The sequence below is a fragment of the Sphingobacterium puteale genome (assembly GCF_050986225.1).
Lineage (GTDB): Bacteria > Bacteroidota > Bacteroidia > Sphingobacteriales > Sphingobacteriaceae > Sphingobacterium > Sphingobacterium puteale.
Genome location: NZ_CP158959.1, coordinates 4,533,873 through 4,550,661, shown reverse-complemented (window position 1 = coordinate 4,550,661; position 16,789 = coordinate 4,533,873). Strand labels below are relative to the sequence as shown.

The 16,789-nt window shown below is 42.2% G+C and carries 8 protein-coding genes; 7 read left to right on the top strand and 1 reads right to left on the bottom strand.

What is annotated here, in order from left to right:
* Positions 1-231 precede the first annotated feature (231 nt).
* The 7 genes from ABTV71_RS19420 (at position 232) to ABTV71_RS19390 (ending at position 15,284) form a co-directional block, all read left to right on the top strand.
* Positions 232-501 carry a carboxypeptidase-like regulatory domain-containing protein gene (locus tag ABTV71_RS19420; protein WP_433900748.1) on the top strand — a complete coding sequence of 90 codons (270 nt, stop codon included), beginning with the start codon at positions 232-234 and terminating at the stop codon, positions 499-501.
* An 18-nt stretch (positions 502-519) separates the two neighbouring features.
* Complete coding sequence (locus ABTV71_RS19415; RefSeq protein WP_433900747.1) at positions 520-1,974, top strand: alpha-L-fucosidase; 1,455 nt, start codon at positions 520-522, stop codon at positions 1,972-1,974.
* A gap of 36 nt (positions 1,975-2,010) precedes the next feature.
* Complete coding sequence (locus tag ABTV71_RS19410) at positions 2,011-4,485, top strand: glycoside hydrolase family 2 TIM barrel-domain containing protein (protein ID WP_433900746.1); 2,475 nt, start codon at positions 2,011-2,013, stop codon at positions 4,483-4,485.
* Positions 4,486-4,489: 4 nt separating this feature from the next.
* On the top strand, positions 4,490-7,060 hold the full coding sequence (locus tag ABTV71_RS19405; RefSeq protein ID WP_433900745.1) for a glycoside hydrolase family 95 protein: 2,571 nt from the start codon (positions 4,490-4,492) through the stop codon (positions 7,058-7,060).
* Positions 7,061-7,079: 19 nt separating this feature from the next.
* Positions 7,080-8,267 (top strand): alginate lyase family protein, encoded by a 1,188-nt coding sequence (locus ABTV71_RS19400; protein ID WP_433900744.1) that lies wholly within the window; start codon positions 7,080-7,082, stop codon positions 8,265-8,267.
* A 73-nt stretch (positions 8,268-8,340) separates the two neighbouring features.
* Positions 8,341-11,046, top strand: coding sequence for a hypothetical protein (locus tag ABTV71_RS19395; protein ID WP_433900743.1), 2,706 nt, complete (start codon positions 8,341-8,343; stop codon positions 11,044-11,046).
* Positions 11,047-11,108: 62 nt separating this feature from the next.
* Complete coding sequence (locus ABTV71_RS19390) at positions 11,109-15,284, top strand: hybrid sensor histidine kinase/response regulator transcription factor (protein ID WP_433900742.1); 4,176 nt, start codon at positions 11,109-11,111, stop codon at positions 15,282-15,284.
* 182 nt (positions 15,285-15,466) lie between these two features.
* Here ABTV71_RS19390 and ABTV71_RS19385 read toward each other — a convergent pair whose 3' ends face one another.
* A complete protein-coding gene (locus ABTV71_RS19385; RefSeq protein WP_121123751.1) occupies positions 15,467-16,666 on the bottom strand; it encodes an MFS transporter in 1,200 nt (399 codons plus the stop codon).
* Between the last annotated feature and the right edge of the window lie 123 nt (positions 16,667-16,789).

Sequence of the window (16,789 nt, the reverse complement as noted above, 5' to 3'; positions counted from 1 at the left end):
AAGAAACAGTGATTGAAAATTTAATTTTATTCAAAATCCATTTAATTCCACCACAAATCAAGAAAAAAGACATTTTTTCCACCTATTTGAACGAAAAATACCCCTCTTGGGCGAGAGCTATTCTTGATCTTTGGTTTCATTTATTGAGTTAGCTAACCAGATAAACCAAGACAATTATGATAACATCGATAGCTAAAGCGGTAGGGAAAAAGGAGGCTTTTGTTTTCGCTGATGAGTTTGGTCGCGGTACAAGTGTTTGGACGGTCACAGTTGAAAATATCAGGAATAACCTCACTGGCGGGTGGGGCAGCACGGATTAAAGGCGCACAGAATGGGACTGTCACAGATGCTTCCGGCAATTATCAGATTATTGCCAAGGATACTGATTTGTTGTTTTTCTTTTTCGTTGGTAGAGAGAAAACCGAAATAGCGGTCAATAAAAAGGATCATATCAATTTCGTATTGAAGGAGTCAAATTGTTTAATAAAAAAAGGCTTTTAAAATGTAACCATTATAGGCATGAAAACTAAACTCAACATGTATAAAATACTATTCCTGGTGCTTTTGGTCTCCGGAATGTCAAGTGGCGCATCAATGGCGCAAGAAAATAAATTACCGGATAGCCTACGGATGAAATGGTGGGAAGAAGCCCGGTTTGGTATGTTTATCCATTGGGGTGTATACGCACAATTTGGCGGTGTCTATCGTGGTCATGAACAAGCTCGGGGTGGAGCGGAATGGATTATGAATCGGTCAAAAATCCCTGTTGACGAATATCAGGCAATGGCAGGCCATTTTAATCCTATACAATATAATCCCGACGAATGGGTGCGGATGGCGAAAGATGCCGGTATGAAATACCTCATTATTACAGCCAAACATCACGACGGTTTTGCGTTGTTCGAAACCAAAACCAGCAAATGGAATATGGTTGATGCGACTCCTTATGGTAAGGATCTGTTGAAGCCTTTAGCCGCCGCCTGTAAGAAGTATGGAATCAAATTGGGCTTCTATTATTCACAGGCGCAAGACTGGAATAATCCCGGAGGCTCGGCAGCGCGAAAACTCATGCGCGAAGGCTGGCCCAATCCGGACTCAGCCAAAATAGATGCCTATACCTTAGCGCATAAAGGCCATTGGGATCCAAAGCAAGAAACCGTGAGTTTTGATGACTATATCAAAAACGTATCTGTGCCGCAGGTGAAAGAGCTTTTGAGTAACTATGGTGATATTTCTGTCTTATGGTGGGATACGCCAACAAATATGACTGACGAAGCTGCGAGCATGTTACAGGAACAACTGCATCTGCAACCCAATATTATTACCAATGATCGCTTGAAAAGACCAAATTTTCCGGGTGATACAAAGACGCCAGAACAGAAAATTCCAGATTGGAGCGAATTGGAAGGAAAGCATTGGGAAACTTGTATGACCATGAACGGAACCTGGGGATTTCGTACGTCTGATCATAAATGGAAGTCGGCAGAAACATTGATCCGTAATTTGGTTGATATCGCATCAAAAGGAGGGAATTATTTGCTCAATGTCGGCCCAAAACCCAATGGCACCTTCCCGCAGGAAAGCATAGATAGGTTGGCGACCATAGGCAAATGGATGAAAATAAACAGTGAAGCAATTTACGCAACCAAAAGCAGTCCTCTGCAGCCATTTGAGTGGGGAAGATGTACAATGAAGGAACAGGGAAACAAGACCCTGCTTTATCTGACCATATTTGACTGGCCTCAAGATGGCACGGTCGTTCTTCCAATAAAAAATAAAGTTTTAAAAACCAGTTTTCTAGCGAATGGTAAGATGCTTAAGGTGAAATCACAGCCTGAAACGATCAAAATTGAAATTCCCAAACAGGCGATTGATCCCGTGGCAACTGTGATCAAAATTGAGTTGGCCGGAAAGCTTGAAAGAGATAAGACCAATACCGCAAAAAAAATGAAAACCGGAGCCTTGGATGAATAATCCAAATCTAAAGATTAAGAAAAGAGAAGCACATTAATGATAAAAGAAAATAAACTTTATAAAATACTTACACTGCTCTTGGGGTTTGGCACGTTACAGCTCCAAGCACAGGTATCAAGACGCATTGATCAAGAATGGGACTTTCTGAAGAGTGATCTCGGAGGGATTTGGGAAGCTGTAAGGCCGGTCGGAGCAGGTAACCCGGAATCCGTTCCCCTATGGCAAACAGTTAGTTTGCCTCATTGTTACAATGCCTTAGATGCCGTTGATCCAGCTGTCAATTATTATCAAGGCCCAGGTTGGTATAGAAAGACCTTAACCATAGAAAACCCCTATCCGAATGGTCGTACATTGCTTCATTTTGAAGGTGCGGGACAAAAGTCTACGGTTTATATCCATACGCAAAAGGTTGGGGAACATGTCGGCGGCTATGATGAATGGACAGTAGATATTACTGAGGCTGTCGAACAGTTTAAAAAAACAGATGCCTATAAAACACGGTTTAAAGGAAAGATACCTGTTTCAATTCGGGTAGATAACTCACGTGACCTCGAAATGATTCCCTCGGATCTTTCCGATTTTAATCTTTATGGAGGTATCTATCGCCACCTGAATTTGAAATATGTACCACAGACGGCCTTAGAAAAAGTCTTTGTTAGCCCCACAGTCGATGTTGATGGAAAACAGGGCGTATTGCAAATCCGTGGTCGCCTATTAACACAATCCAACAGCTCAAGTTTTGATGTCGAAACACAGCTTTATGACCCTTCCGGTAAATTGCTATTGACTCAAACACCGCTTGCTCGTTCAGTGGGAGGATCACTTGACTTTGGAAAATTAACGGTTAAAAAACCTGAATTGTGGAGCCCGGATCATCCCGCTTTGTATCGTTTGGTAACTATCGTCAAAAGCAATGGACAGACATTTAAAGAAGAGAGTCTTTTTGGTTTCCGGCATGTGGAATTTAAAAATAATGGTCCCTTTTTATTAAATGGGAAAAGACTTTTGCTTCAGGGCACGCATCGTCATGAAGATCATGCTGCTGTAGGAGCGGCGATGACAGATGCACAGATTTTACAAGAAATGACGATGATGAAAGAGATGGGCGTCAATTTCATTCGGTTGGGGCATTATCAGCAAAGCCGCAGGGTGCTCGAAGCCTGTGACAGCCTCGGAATTTTGGTCTGGGAGGAAATCCCTTGGTGCCGTGGTGGCTTGGGCGGTGAAATCTATCAGCAACAGGGAAAACGGATGTTGACAAATATGATTGAGCAGCACTATAATCACCCTTCTATCATTATCTGGGGTCTAGGTAATGAAAATGATTGGCCTGGCGATTTCCCTGAATTCGACAAAGAGAAAATCAGGACATTTATGCGCGAACTGCATGAACTTTCCCACCAATTGGATCCCAGTCGAAAAACAGCCATACGACGTTGTGACTTTTGTAAAGATATTGTTGATGTGTATTCACCCTCAATCTGGGCTGGTTGGTATCGTGGCGTGTATACTGATTATAAAACGGCCTCAACAGAAGAAATGAAAAAGGTCAAACATTTTCTCCACGTAGAATGGGGCGGAGATAGTCACGCTCGTCGACATGCCGAAGATCCGGATCGGGCATTAGCCAAAATAGAAGGTGATGGTACGACCGATGAACGGGCGGGAGATGCATCGCTCGTCGGTGGCGCCGCCAGAGTTTCTAAGGACGGCGACTGGAGTGAAAGTTATATCTGTAATTTGATTGATTGGCACCTCAAAGAACAGGAAACTATGCCATGGCTTACCGGTACCGCATATTGGCCTTTTAAGGACTTTTCTACACCTGTTCGGCCTGATAATCCTGTTCCCTACGTCAATCAGAAAGGTGTCGTCGAACGTGATTTTACAAAAAAAGAGTCCTATTATGTATTTCAATCGTACTGGACTTCAAAACCTATGTTGCATATCTATGGACATACCTGGCCTGTTCGTTGGGGACAGACTGATGAAGCGAAGATGATTAAAGTATATTCTAACGCGAAAGAAGTCGAACTATTTGTCAATGGCGAAAGTCAGGGGATAAAGAAAAGAAATAGCCAAGATTTCCCTGCTGCCGGCTTGCGTTGGATGGTGAAGTTACGTGAGGGAAAAAATCAGATAAAAGCGGTTAGCAAAAATGGCAAGGAACTACTGACAGATGAAATAGAACAAGTGTATCAGACTCAAGCCTGGGGAAAACCCACAAAATTACAGGTTGAAGAAATTAAACGGGAAGATGATGTCATAACGGTGCAGGCCAAGGTATTGGATAAAGATGGTATTCTTTGTCTGGATGCCAAAAACTGGATTTATTTTGATGCTACAGGAGATGGTGAGCTGATCATTGATCAGGGAACGTCCATAGGGGCGCGAAAAGTACAGGCATATAATGGAAGAGCTTTGGTACGGCTTCGCTTATCGACAGGAAAAGCAGTTGTGTCCGGACGGATGGACGAATCAAAAAGTACTTTGTTGACAATTGAAAAATAATGAGATGATAAAATTGAACGCTAATTTGCGCTTTTTTCTTTTGCTCGGGATAGTGATAACTGCGACTTATAGCCATGCACAGCATAAGCAAAAGAAGCGCGAACTGTGGTACGATAAACCCGCTGCATATTGGGAGGAGGCACTACCTCTGGGTAACGGTACGACAGGAGCCATGGTCTTTGGCGGGGTGAGCAGGGATCGTTTTCAGATTAACGATAATACCCTATGGTCTGGCGAACCTGAGGCTGGAAATAACCCCAATGGACCTCAAATTTTGCCATTGGTACGTGAAGCTATTTTGGCGGGTAAATATGAAGAGGCTGCTGTGCTCTGGAAGAAAATGCAAGGCCCTTATTCGGCACGTTATTTACCTATGGGCGATCTATGGTTAGATTTTCACCATGACGAGAAAGCGGTAAAAGCTTACCGGAGAGATTTGAATTTAGAAGGGGCCGTAAGTACGGTAAGTTATACGTATAAAGGTGTTCAATATCAAAGAGAAAGCTTTGTCAGCTATCCCGACAAAGCTTTGGTCATTCGCTTAATAGCAAATAAAGCGAAATCGATCACTTTGGATCTGTCCATGACCAGTAAACTGAAAAGTACCGTTTCAGCACTCGGCGACGATGTATTAAGCCTTGTGGGCAAAGCCCCCAGTTTTGTGGCCAACCGGGATTACGAACCTAAACAGGTGGTTTACGATAGCCTTGAGGGAAAGGGGATGACTTTCGAAATGCGTGTCAAAGTAGAGGCAAAAGGAGGGAAAGTACAACAGGAAAAAGATAAGCTTCGTATTACGGGAGCCGACGAGGTGCTATTATTATTGACAGAAGCGACCAGCTTTAATGGTTTCGACAAATCGCCGAGCCAGGCAGGAAAAGATGTAAAGGCGACAGTTAACCGTTTAATGAAACAGGTGGCGGTAAAAAACTTTACAACACTGCTTGCTGATCATCAGAAAGATTATAGGTCGCTGTTTAACAGGGTAGATTTTGAACTGGCTGGAATTTCAACACAGGCAAATTTACCGACGGATCAGCGGATTATGCAATTTTCAAAAGGTCCTACGGATCTGGATTTACTGACTTTGTATTATCATTTTGGCCGTTACCTGCTGATCGCAAGTTCGAGACAAGGTGGAAGGCCTGCTAATTTACAGGGGATCTGGAATGATCAGGTACAGCCGCCTTGGGGAAGTAATTACACCACGAATATCAATACCGAAATGAATTATTGGCTGGCGGAAAATACCAACTTGTCCGAATGCCATCAGCCGCTATTTGATTTTATGGAGGAACTGGCCGTCAATGGAGCAAAAACTGCAGCTGTAAATTACAACATAAAGGAAGGCTGGGTAGTTCACCATAATTCGGACTTGTGGGCTAAGACCTCTCCTCCGGGAGGGTATGACTGGGATCCTAAAGGCATGCCGAGATGGTCTGCATGGCCAATGGCTGCGGCTTGGTTCAGTACGCACCTGTGGGAACATTATCGCTTTACTGGAGATAAATCTTTTCTTCAAAATAAAGCCTATCCACTGATGAAAGGGGCTGCCCAGTTTATGTTACACTGGTTAATTGCTGATCCTGAAAATAAATACCTGATCACAAACCCTTCTACATCACCTGAAAATACAATTAAAATAGCAGGGAAGGAATATCAATTGACCTTGGCTTCCACAATGGATATGGCCATTATCCGCGAGTTATTTACCGCGGTAATTCGTTCGTGCGATGTGCTACAGGTTGATCCTGAATTTAAGTCGACATTGGAACAGGCAAGAGCAAAGCTATATCCTTATCGGGTCGGGCAGTATGGTCAATTGCAAGAATGGTTTAAAGATTGGGATGATCCCAAAGATCAGCATAGGCATATTTCACATCTTTTTGGACTCTTTCCCGGTAATCAGATTAGCGTTACAGCAAATAGTGAATTGGCCGCTGCGGCAAAAAAATCGTTGCTTTTGCGCGGTGATGTAAGTACAGGTTGGTCGATGGCATGGAAAACAAATTGGTGGGCAAGATTACAGGATGGAAACCACGCTTATAAAATTCTTAAGGACGCGCTTAACTTTATTGATCCCAAACTGGATCGCGCGCAGATGAGCGGTGGTGGTGCTTATCCGAACTTATTCGATGCACATCCTCCTTTTCAGATCGACGGCAATTTTGGCGCAACCGCCGGAATGACTGAAATGCTTTTGCAAAGTCATGATGGTGCAGTTCATCTATTGCCAGCTTTGCCAGATGAGTGGCCGGCAGGACATATCAGGGGAATTAAAGCGCGAGGAAACTTTACGGTGGACATGGATTGGAAGGATAATAAATTGCAACGGGCACGCATCGTTTCCAATATAGGTGGTATATGCAAGTTGCGCACCGCTATTCCTGTGAAAGTCATTGGACTGCACGACGACAGCGGCTCCCGAGTAGAAAATGAATTGCTATACAAGCCAGGTTCATTAGAATACCATATCCTTGATCGCGAAAAGTTATCTTCCTTGTCAACCAAAGAAACCTTTGAAATTGAATTTCAAACTGTCAGGGGCAAGGAGTACCGTATAATCCCGATATAGCTCATAAAAATCTAAGGAAATGAATTTAAAATCAATCTCCAGACTAGTTTACACATTTATTGGGATTGTGCTGCTCCCACTATTGACAGGGGCGAAGCAACCCAATACATATTTTAACAGAGAGATCGCGGCCGTTTTGCGTCCTATTATAAAGAAGCAGTCAAAATGGGCGATGAAGCAGATGCCTATAACCGTCGCGGCCTATCCTGCGGTTCGAAGCAGCGGGGGGATTCATGATTTTTACTCGGAGGGTGACTATTGGTGGCCCGATCCAAAGGATGCCCATGCACCTTATATTCAACGGGACGGCATGAGTAATCCTGCCAATTTTGTCGCCCATCGAAAAGCCATGATCCGCTTTAGCAGAATCATAGGCGGATTAGCCTCTGCTTATCGTTTGCAGCCGGATAAAAAATACGTGCAACAGGCGCTGCTCCATTTGAATGCCTGGTTTGTTGATTCGACGACCATGATGAGTCCAAATTTGCTGTATGCGCAAGCTGTGCAAGGACGATTTACAGGGCGTGGTATCGGGATTATTGATACCATTCATTTAATGGAAGTGGCGCAGGGCGTAAAAGTGCTCGAAAATGATCCAAACTTTCCACAGTCAACCAAAGAGGCCATACATCGTTGGTTTGCTGCCTATTTACGCTGGTTGACGGAGCATCAATACGGTAAAGATGAAATGAATGCAGCAAATAATCATGGCACCTGTTGGGTGATGCAGGTGGCCTCCTTTGCCAGCTTAGTAAAGGATACAGCTTTGCTCAAGATGTGCAGTGAACGCTATCAACAAATTTTACTGCCCAATCAGATGGAAAAAGACGGTAGTTTTCCACGGGAACTTCAACGCACGAAACCTTTTGGATATTCACTTTTTAACCTAGATGCAATGGCCATGATTTGTCATATCCTATCAACAGTAGATGAACCGCTATGGCAACACACGCTGTCCGATGGGCGTACAATAAAAAAAGGGATCGATTTCATGATCCCTTATATCGAAGATAAAGCCAAATGGCCTTATCAAAAAGACGTAATGTACTGGGAGCAGTGGCCTATTGCTCAGCCTGCTCTTGTCTTTGCCGCAAATGCTTACCAAGACAGTACCTATTTGAAACTTTGGGCTAGGCTGGATCATAATCCCAAGGAGGAAGAGGTCATTCGTAACTTGCCTATCCGCAATCCTTTAATCTGGCTATAATCACCGTGTAATAATGCTATTCCAACGATAAATCTGACCATTAACCTTTTACTTAAATAAACCTAAATGTAATATGATTTTCAATATAAATAGGCTGCTATCAAAATACGTAGATGTTTCGAGTCGTTTTAACCGCAGAAAACGGTTTGTCATTTGGATGTTGTGCATAACGTATATCCTTTGTGGTGCTGAGGAAATGAAAGCCCAGAGCACCAGTCAATTGAAAAAAGCCTGGGTCCTTGCTGATCGGCAGTCGCAATTGCTCTATGAAGAGCTACAGGTGCTAAAAAAAGCGGATTCTACCTTGGCTTCTCCACGTACACTATCTGAAAACAACGAGTTAGTGGCAGTAAAGCGTGGCGATTGGACAAGTGGATTTTACCCCGGGGTTTTATGGTATTTGTATGAGAAATCCGGCAAACATAAATGGAAAGAGCTGGCGGGTGAATTGACTGGAGGTATAGAGGGCGAACAGTATAATGGGAAAACCCATGACATGGGCTTTAAGATTTTCTGTAGTGTTGGTAACGGTTATCGTCTTACGGCCAATGCACATTATAGGGATGTCATTATCCAATCCGCTAAAACTTTGGCAACACGCTTTAACCCCAAGGTCGGATGCATCCGTTCTTGGGATCATAATAGCCATCGTTGGGATTTTCCGGTCATTATTGATAACATGCTCAATCTGGAGTTGCTTTTTGAAGCAACAAAACTGACGGGGGATTCTACTTATTACCACATTGCTGTTAGCCATGCAAACACAACAATGAAAAACCATTTTAGGTCGGATTACAGCACTTATCATGTCATTGACTATAATCCTGTCACCGGTCAAATAAAGCACAGAAATACACACCAGGGTTTTAGTGATGAGTCTACCTGGGCTAGGGGCGAGGCATGGGCCCTGTATGGTTATACCATGTGCTATCGCGAAACAGGTGATCCGAAATACCTAGAGCAAGCCGAGAAAGTCGCACACTGGCTTTTTGCCCATCCTCGAATGCCTAAGGATTTAATCCCTTATTGGGATTTTGATGCACCTCATATTCCAAATGAACCGAGGGATGTTTCAGCTGCGACCGTGATCGCATCCGGATTATTGGAATTGAGTACGTTTAGTAATCAGGGAAAGGAGCATCTAGACAGGGCACGTACGATATTATCAAATCTAATTGATGGATATATGTCCCCCCAAAATAAAAATAAGGGATTTATATTACTGCATAGTACGGGATCAAAACCATCCAATTCAGAGGTCGATAAGCCCTTAAGTTATGCTGACTACTATTTTTTAGAAGCTTTGCTTCGGGAGGAAAACTTACGCTCAGGACGGACACAGTCTAGCCTGGTTCGAAAAGACCCCGAGGGTAAACTCATCTATTTTCCGGATGATAAGGGAAATATGGTCCCTGATTTCAGTCGGGTTGGCTATCACCAAGGGGATCGACCGCTTCCCACTGTCGCCAGCATTATCACATTGCGCCCTACAGCAGATGGGACTGATCAGCAGATGATACAGGGGGCTATCGATGAAATAGCAAGAAAACCCCTCGATAAAGATGGATATAGAGGGACGATAATGCTGAAAAAAGGAACTTACAATATCCCCGGCAGTTTACTCATCAAATCGAGTGGTATCGTATTGAGAGGAGAAGGGGATGCAGAAGGTGAAACGCTATTGCGTGCGACAGGAAAGCAACAGCGTAGCCTATTGAAAATTTCAGGTGATGGTAACTATGTCGAAGATCAGGCTAAAGGACATGTGGTTCAGTCAATATATATCCCCGTCGGAAGTAAGTATGTCGTTGTGGATGACGGTCGCGATTTTCAGAAAGGGGCATCAGTACTTCTTTCTTATGAACTCAATGCGGCGTGGATTAAAGCAGTTAAAATGGACCAAATTATAGCAAGGGAAGGAACAAAACAATGGACAACCAAAGAATATAAATTGAAATTTGAACGTGTTATCGCAGCTATTAGCGGAGATACGCTGTTTTTGGATAATCCGGTCGTTATGGCCATAGATCCTCAGTTCGGTAAAGTATCGGTCGTCCCGTTTAAGTTTCCGGGACGTATTCAGGAAGTAGGGGTTGAAAATTTACGTTTTGAATCCGAATTTGCCAATGAAACGGACGAAAACCATGGCTGGATAGCCGTTGAGCTTGATAAAGTTGAAAATGCCTGGGTACGCAACATTACAGCACGCTATTTTGGTTATGCGGCGGTAAGCTTGGGAGCCTTCGCAAAACAAACATCCGTCATCAACTCGAAATGCCTGGATCCCAAATCTCAAATTACAGGGGGACGTAGGTATTCATTCAATAACAATGGACAGCTCAATCTGTTTACTCAATTATATACCACAGAAGGAAGGCATGACTATGTCACGGGAGCAAGAACTTTGGGACCAAACGTTTTTAGCTTGTCCACTGCAACGAATACCCATGCGGATATTGGCCCACATCATCGTTGGGCAGTAGGCACCCTGTACGATCAGATTACGACCGATGGCGAAATTAATGTTCAGGATCGGGGTAACTGGGGAAGCGGGCATGGCTGGGCCGGAGTCACACAGGTATTATGGAATTGTAAAGTCCGGGGAGCGACAGTACAGCGGCCCTGGGCATCCGGACAAAATTTTGCGATAGGAGTAAGGGGCGAAAAAATCCCCGGAAGATTTAAAGATAGGCCCATGGGATTTTGGGAAAATCAAAACAAAAAAATGCGGATTGAGTCGCTTTATGAGCAACAACTAAATGATAGGTTAAATAAATAACTATTGGTGTTTTATAGAATGGAATGATTATTTTTAGCCTATCCATTTCAATTATATTCCTTATGATGCCATTGCGTATTTGTATATTCTGGGTTTTTAGTTCACTGATTACCTTTTCTATTTCTCATGCACAGGAAAAGAACTATCGTTTTTTACATCTGGATGTAAACGAAGGTTTGTCGCAAGGTAGTGTTTTTGCTATTGAACAGGACCACTTGGGATTTATGTGGATCGGCACCCGCGACGGACTGAATAAATATGATGGCCGCAAGTTTACAATTTACAGAAGCAATCCTCAGGATAGTGTTTCTTTAGAACATAATTTTATACAGGCGATTACTGAAGACAGGAAAAAACGACTTTGGGTAGGCACAACAGGTGGCCTTAACCTATACAATCGTGATGCAGATAATTTTACGCGTATTCCTTTGCCAGTCGTGGAGAGTACAAGTGGGAAGATAGAAGTAAATGTGCATCAGATTTTCCAGGATTCTAAAGACCTAATTTGGGTCGCAACAAATGTTGGATTATACCGGATAAAAGAAGGCCCTCATTTGGAGGCAGAGCTTGTTTTTAATGAGATTACGGTTGAAGGGAGCAATGGCCGCTCGTATTTTAGAAATTTTAGGACGATATACGAGGACGGGAAGAAAAGATTATGGTTTTGTACAGATGATGCAATCGTACTGATGCAGTCAGCTTCTAAGGATGGCAATAGATTGAAAGTGTTACGGACCTATTTCAATCAGAAAGGACTGGTTAATAAAGTAAATCAACGATTTCAGGCTGTACTGGAATTTTCCCCAGGAGTTTTTTGGGTAGGAACGAAATACAACGGCATAAAAATAATCAATGAAAATACGGGCGAAGTATCTTCCCTGATTGGTCATGACAGCCAGACTGCAAATTTAGCAAACCAAGATGTTCGTTCACTAAAGAAGGCTGATGATGGGAGCATCTGGATTGGAACATTCAATGGTCTCTATCTGTACCGAAATGGAAAGCTATTATTTGTACAGGCTGACGATAATAATCCCAATAGTTTAAGTAACAACTCTATTCGACCAATTTTTCAGGATAAAAGAGGTTCTATTTGGATCGGAACCTATTTTGGCGGAATTAATATCTATGATAAGGATATACCTAATTTTCAAAACTTTACGCATCAGTCCCGAAGGAATAGCTTGAGCTATAATGTAGTCAGCGCTTTTTTGGAGAATCCGAATGGAGAACTAGTCATAGGTACAGAAGGTGGTGGATTGAATTATTTTAACCGATATACCAATTCATTTTTTAATGAAAGGCACGATAAAAATAATGCTGGAAGCTTAAGCCATAACAATGTGAAATCTATCTGTCGCGATCGGGAGGGAAATTTATGGGTTGGTACTTATGATGGTGGATTAAATTTGAGGCGTAAGGGGCAGCAGGCATACGAACATTTTCGTTTTGATCCAAATGCGACAAATGGGCTAGCTAACAATAATGTCTATGCGCTGTTGGAAGATCGTCAGGGGGATATTTGGATCGGAACATTTGGTGGCGGTTTGCAGGTACAGCGGAAAAATCAAAAAACCGGTTATTTTCAGACCTTCAACGTTGCCGGTAAACAGTTGAGATCTAATATGGTTAGAGCAGTCATGGAGGATTCCAAAGGTAACTTATGGATAGGGACTTCCAATGGGCTAAATCTCAAAATAGCAGGGACAGATAAATTCGTCTCTTTTTTCAACCACAAAAATGACACCCTTTCGATTAGCGGCAACGATATTATCAGCATTCATGAAGATAGAAAAGGACAGATCTGGATCGGAACCTATATGGGGGGGCTAAATCGGTATCTACCCGAAAAGAAAGCTTTTAAGCGTTTCAATAAACAGAATGGTCTACCGATAAACAATGTTTTTGGTATTTTGAGCGATCTTAAAAACAAATTATGGTTGAGTACCAACACTGGGATTACCTGTTTCGATCCGCAGACAGGAAGCGTTAGAAGTTATACAAAAGTGGATGGCTTACCTGGGAATGAGTATATTCAAAATGCAGCCACAATACTGCGCGACGGAAAATTCGCTTTCGGTAGTTTTTCTGGCTTTACCCTGTTCAATCCCGATAGTCTGAGTGTGAATAGTTATGTGCCGCCGATACAGTTTACCGATCTCAAACTGTTTAACCGTACTGTCAGACCTGACGTGGATGGCGTAATCGCCAAGGATATTTCCATGATCGATGAATTGGTGCTGGATCATAATCAGAATGTATTTAGCTTAGAATTCAGTGTGTTGAATTATGTTCATCCCGAAAAAAACCAATATGCCTATTATTTAAAAGGTTTTGATCAGGATTGGAATTACGTAACAAATCCGGTAGCGACCTACACGAATTTAGATCCGGGCAATTATGAACTCTGGATAAAAGGATCTAATAACGATGGTATCTGGAATGAAAAGCCACGGGTGTTAAAAATAAGGATTCTGCCTGCGCCATGGAAAACATGGTGGGCCTATACCGGTTATTTTTTGATTTTAGGCTTTGTTGTATTTTTAATTATTCGTTTTTTTCATGGTCGAAATAAACTAAAACGCGACCTTTTGATTCGGAAGCTCGCTTCCGAAAAACAAGAGGAATTGCACGAAGCTAAACTGAATTTCTTTACAAATATCTCACATGAGTTCCGTACACCTTTGTCGTTGATTATAGGTCCCTTGAACCAGTTGAAAACGGATCATTCGCTATCGGAGTACGCAAAAGAACATTTGGGCTATGCCACACGGAATGCTGACCGTTTAATGAATCTGGTTAACCAGCTGCTTGATTTTCGAAAACAGGAGGGTGGAAAAATGAAACTTAACTATCAGAAAGTCCTGGTCGCCGAATACCTTAAAAATGTTTTATTAAACTTCCATTTTATAGCAGAAAAGAACAACATCCAGTTTTTTCTCGAAAATAATATCCCCTTTGATTACAGGACAATGCTGGATCCTGAACAGTTTGAAAAAGTACTTGTCAATCTGATCTACAATGCCTTTAAATTTACAGATAAGGGGGGACGGATAAAAGTACAAAGCGAATTGCAGGATGATGGAGTTGATACCAGACTACTTATTTCCGTATGGGATTCCGGTAGAGGGATTCCGGCAAAAGATATTCCTCATGTATTTGAACAATTTTACCAGGCAAATACTGACGGAATTGTCGCCACCAGCAGTGGCATTGGACTTGCATTGTCACGATCCATTATCCATTTACATGGCGGCTTGTTAACTGTCGAAAGTAATATGGCGAAAGAAGCTTTGGCGTACAACACTGTTTTCAGGATTAGTCTGCCACAGCAGAATTTGGGTATGGATGCCACAAGTACCACGGATCTTTTAACGAATATGGCTGAATCCGATGTGGCCGAGCACACGGATCAACAGCTGGATAATCCCGAAAAAAACGAAGTGGAAGCGGAACGCATAGCAGATGAAAAACCGATTATACTTGTGGCTGAAGATAATGTGGAGCTCAGATGTTTCCTTTCTGAAAATTTACGCAAGAAATATTTGGTGTTAGAGGCCAATGACGGAAATGAGGCGCTGGCATTAGTTCATACGATGCAGCCTGACATTATTATTTCTGACGTAACGATGCCCAATTGTGATGGGATAACATTATTACAGCAAATAAAAAATGATAATAGCACAAACCACATTCCCGTTATTTTATTGACTGCCCGAACGGCGGACCCTTATATTACTGAAGCTTTTGAAATTGGTACCGACGATTATATTACCAAGCCATTCAGTATGCCGCATCTGATTCAGAAAATAACAAACATTATACAGACAAGAAAACGTTTGGAAGAAAAGTTTGTACAGAATTATCTGCTAGGCGGCCAAGAAACAGCGACAACCGAAAGAACGCGTTTTTTGGATCAGGTACTGGGGGTGATGGAGGAAAACTTGGGCTGTGAAAACTTCGGGGTACAGGAATTGACGAAGGCAATAGGGGTGAGCCGATCCGTTTTATACCGTAAAATAAAACAGCAAACTGGCCTCAATCTGGTCGAATTTATCAATATGGTCCGACTAAAAAAAGCAGCACAAATATTAGTACACAACAGTGAGCTGAGTATCAGTGAAGTTGCCTATCAAGTAGGTTTCAATGATCCAAAATATTTTAGTAAAACCTTTAAGAAATTCTATAAAGAAAGTCCGCGTACCTACATCGAGAAATTTAGTGTGAAAGAAAATTAAAGGAAATTGTATCGCACAAAAAAAGGTTTTCAAACGGGGAGAATGAAAACCTTCAATAACCAATTATAAACCTAAATTATGATGATACAAAGATAACTGTTTTTAAACTTATTCCAAAATAAAATAACCTCGTTATCGGAATGTGTGGCTTAAAATCTACAGTGTAGTTTTATCTGTTTATATTACAGCCTATTCGTTTTAGCTAGCTTACTAATGAAAAGAAGAGTGAACAAGCCCAGTACCGCAAATAAGGCATAGCCCAGTCCGATTTCAAGCTGAGACGAAGGGTTGACCAGGCTGACGGTGCCATAACTTAGGGAGGATGTGACCAGGTAGGTAATTCCCCCGACTAATCCGCCCGCAATCCCGGCAGACAATGGAAATCTGCCCAGACAATAACTGAAATAGTTATTAAATATAAATCCGGCCGTGCAATGGATGGCAAACGCGAAGAATGTCAACGTATATAAATTTGCTATATAAGGAGAGACCACAATCATGACTAACACCAAGATGATCTGAATGAAATTAGCAATTCGCAATTTGGGGAGGAGGGCTCTTTTGATCAACGCTTTTCCAATAAAGCCTCCGCACATCCAGGCCAATCCCATGATAAGTGATGTATACCCTGTCGTGATTGCCCCGTAACCCAGTTGGTGTTCGATGAAAAATGGACCACTAAGGTTATAAAACATAACAAGTCCATAAGATATCCCGCACATCAATACGCCGAAGGTGAAGTCATTTGTCTTTAACATCATTTTAAATTCGCCGATAAGATAGCTGATGTGCAATGGTTTTCTTTGTTTGATCGTCTCTCCAGAGAAGATCAATTCCAGCACAAAAAGGATAGCACTATAAACGGCAAGAACCATAAAATTAGACCGCCATCCAAACTGTGTTTGCAGGTATCCGCCAATAAAGGGAGCAATAATAGGCCCGATTGACCAGACGATGGTCATAATACTGAGGTAATGTTTGCGCTGCTCGCCCTCGTACACATCGACAAAGTAAGCCCGTTTGGAAATGACGACGAATGCAGAAAGAATACCCTGCAAAATACGCATGCCGTAAATGACCCAGATATTATGTGTGGTTGCGGTTATCCAAAAACTAAGGATAAATAGAAACAATGAAATCAGATTAGTTTTATATCGTCCCCATGCATCTACAAGCGCGCCAGTGAAGAATTGTGCGACACCATAACTGATTAGGAACAATGAAAGCGTTAACTGGATATGACCTTCGCTGAGACCGAGTTCCAGAGCCATTTGTGGCATCGAAGGGAGATAGATGTCGGTAGCAAGCCCTGTTATTGGAACAAGTGCAAAAGCCAGTATCGTCGGAATAAAAGATTGTCTGGGTTTAGTGTTTTTTTCCATCTTGATAATTTGTCGACAAAAATAATTCCATTAATGGAAACAAAATATATAGAATTCAAACAAATTATTGTGAAAATCAAACAGCCTGTGCGGCAAACTTATAATATAGCAATGCTGGTGATG

Coding starts and splice junctions, on each gene's coding strand:
- ABTV71_RS19420 (WP_433900748.1), top strand. CDS start 232: ATGAGTTTGGTCGCGGTACAAGTGTTTGGACGGTCACAGTTGAAAATA.
- ABTV71_RS19415 (WP_433900747.1), top strand. CDS start 520: ATGAAAACTAAACTCAACATGTATAAAATACTATTCCTGGTGCTTTTG.
- ABTV71_RS19410 (WP_433900746.1), top strand. CDS start 2,011: ATGATAAAAGAAAATAAACTTTATAAAATACTTACACTGCTCTTGGGG.
- ABTV71_RS19405 (WP_433900745.1), top strand. CDS start 4,490: ATGATAAAATTGAACGCTAATTTGCGCTTTTTTCTTTTGCTCGGGATA.
- ABTV71_RS19400 (WP_433900744.1), top strand. CDS start 7,080: ATGAATTTAAAATCAATCTCCAGACTAGTTTACACATTTATTGGGATT.
- ABTV71_RS19395 (WP_433900743.1), top strand. CDS start 8,341: ATGATTTTCAATATAAATAGGCTGCTATCAAAATACGTAGATGTTTCG.
- ABTV71_RS19390 (WP_433900742.1), top strand. CDS start 11,109: ATGATGCCATTGCGTATTTGTATATTCTGGGTTTTTAGTTCACTGATT.
- ABTV71_RS19385 (WP_121123751.1), bottom strand. CDS start 16,666: ATGGAAAAAAACACTAAACCCAGACAATCTTTTATTCCGACGATACTG.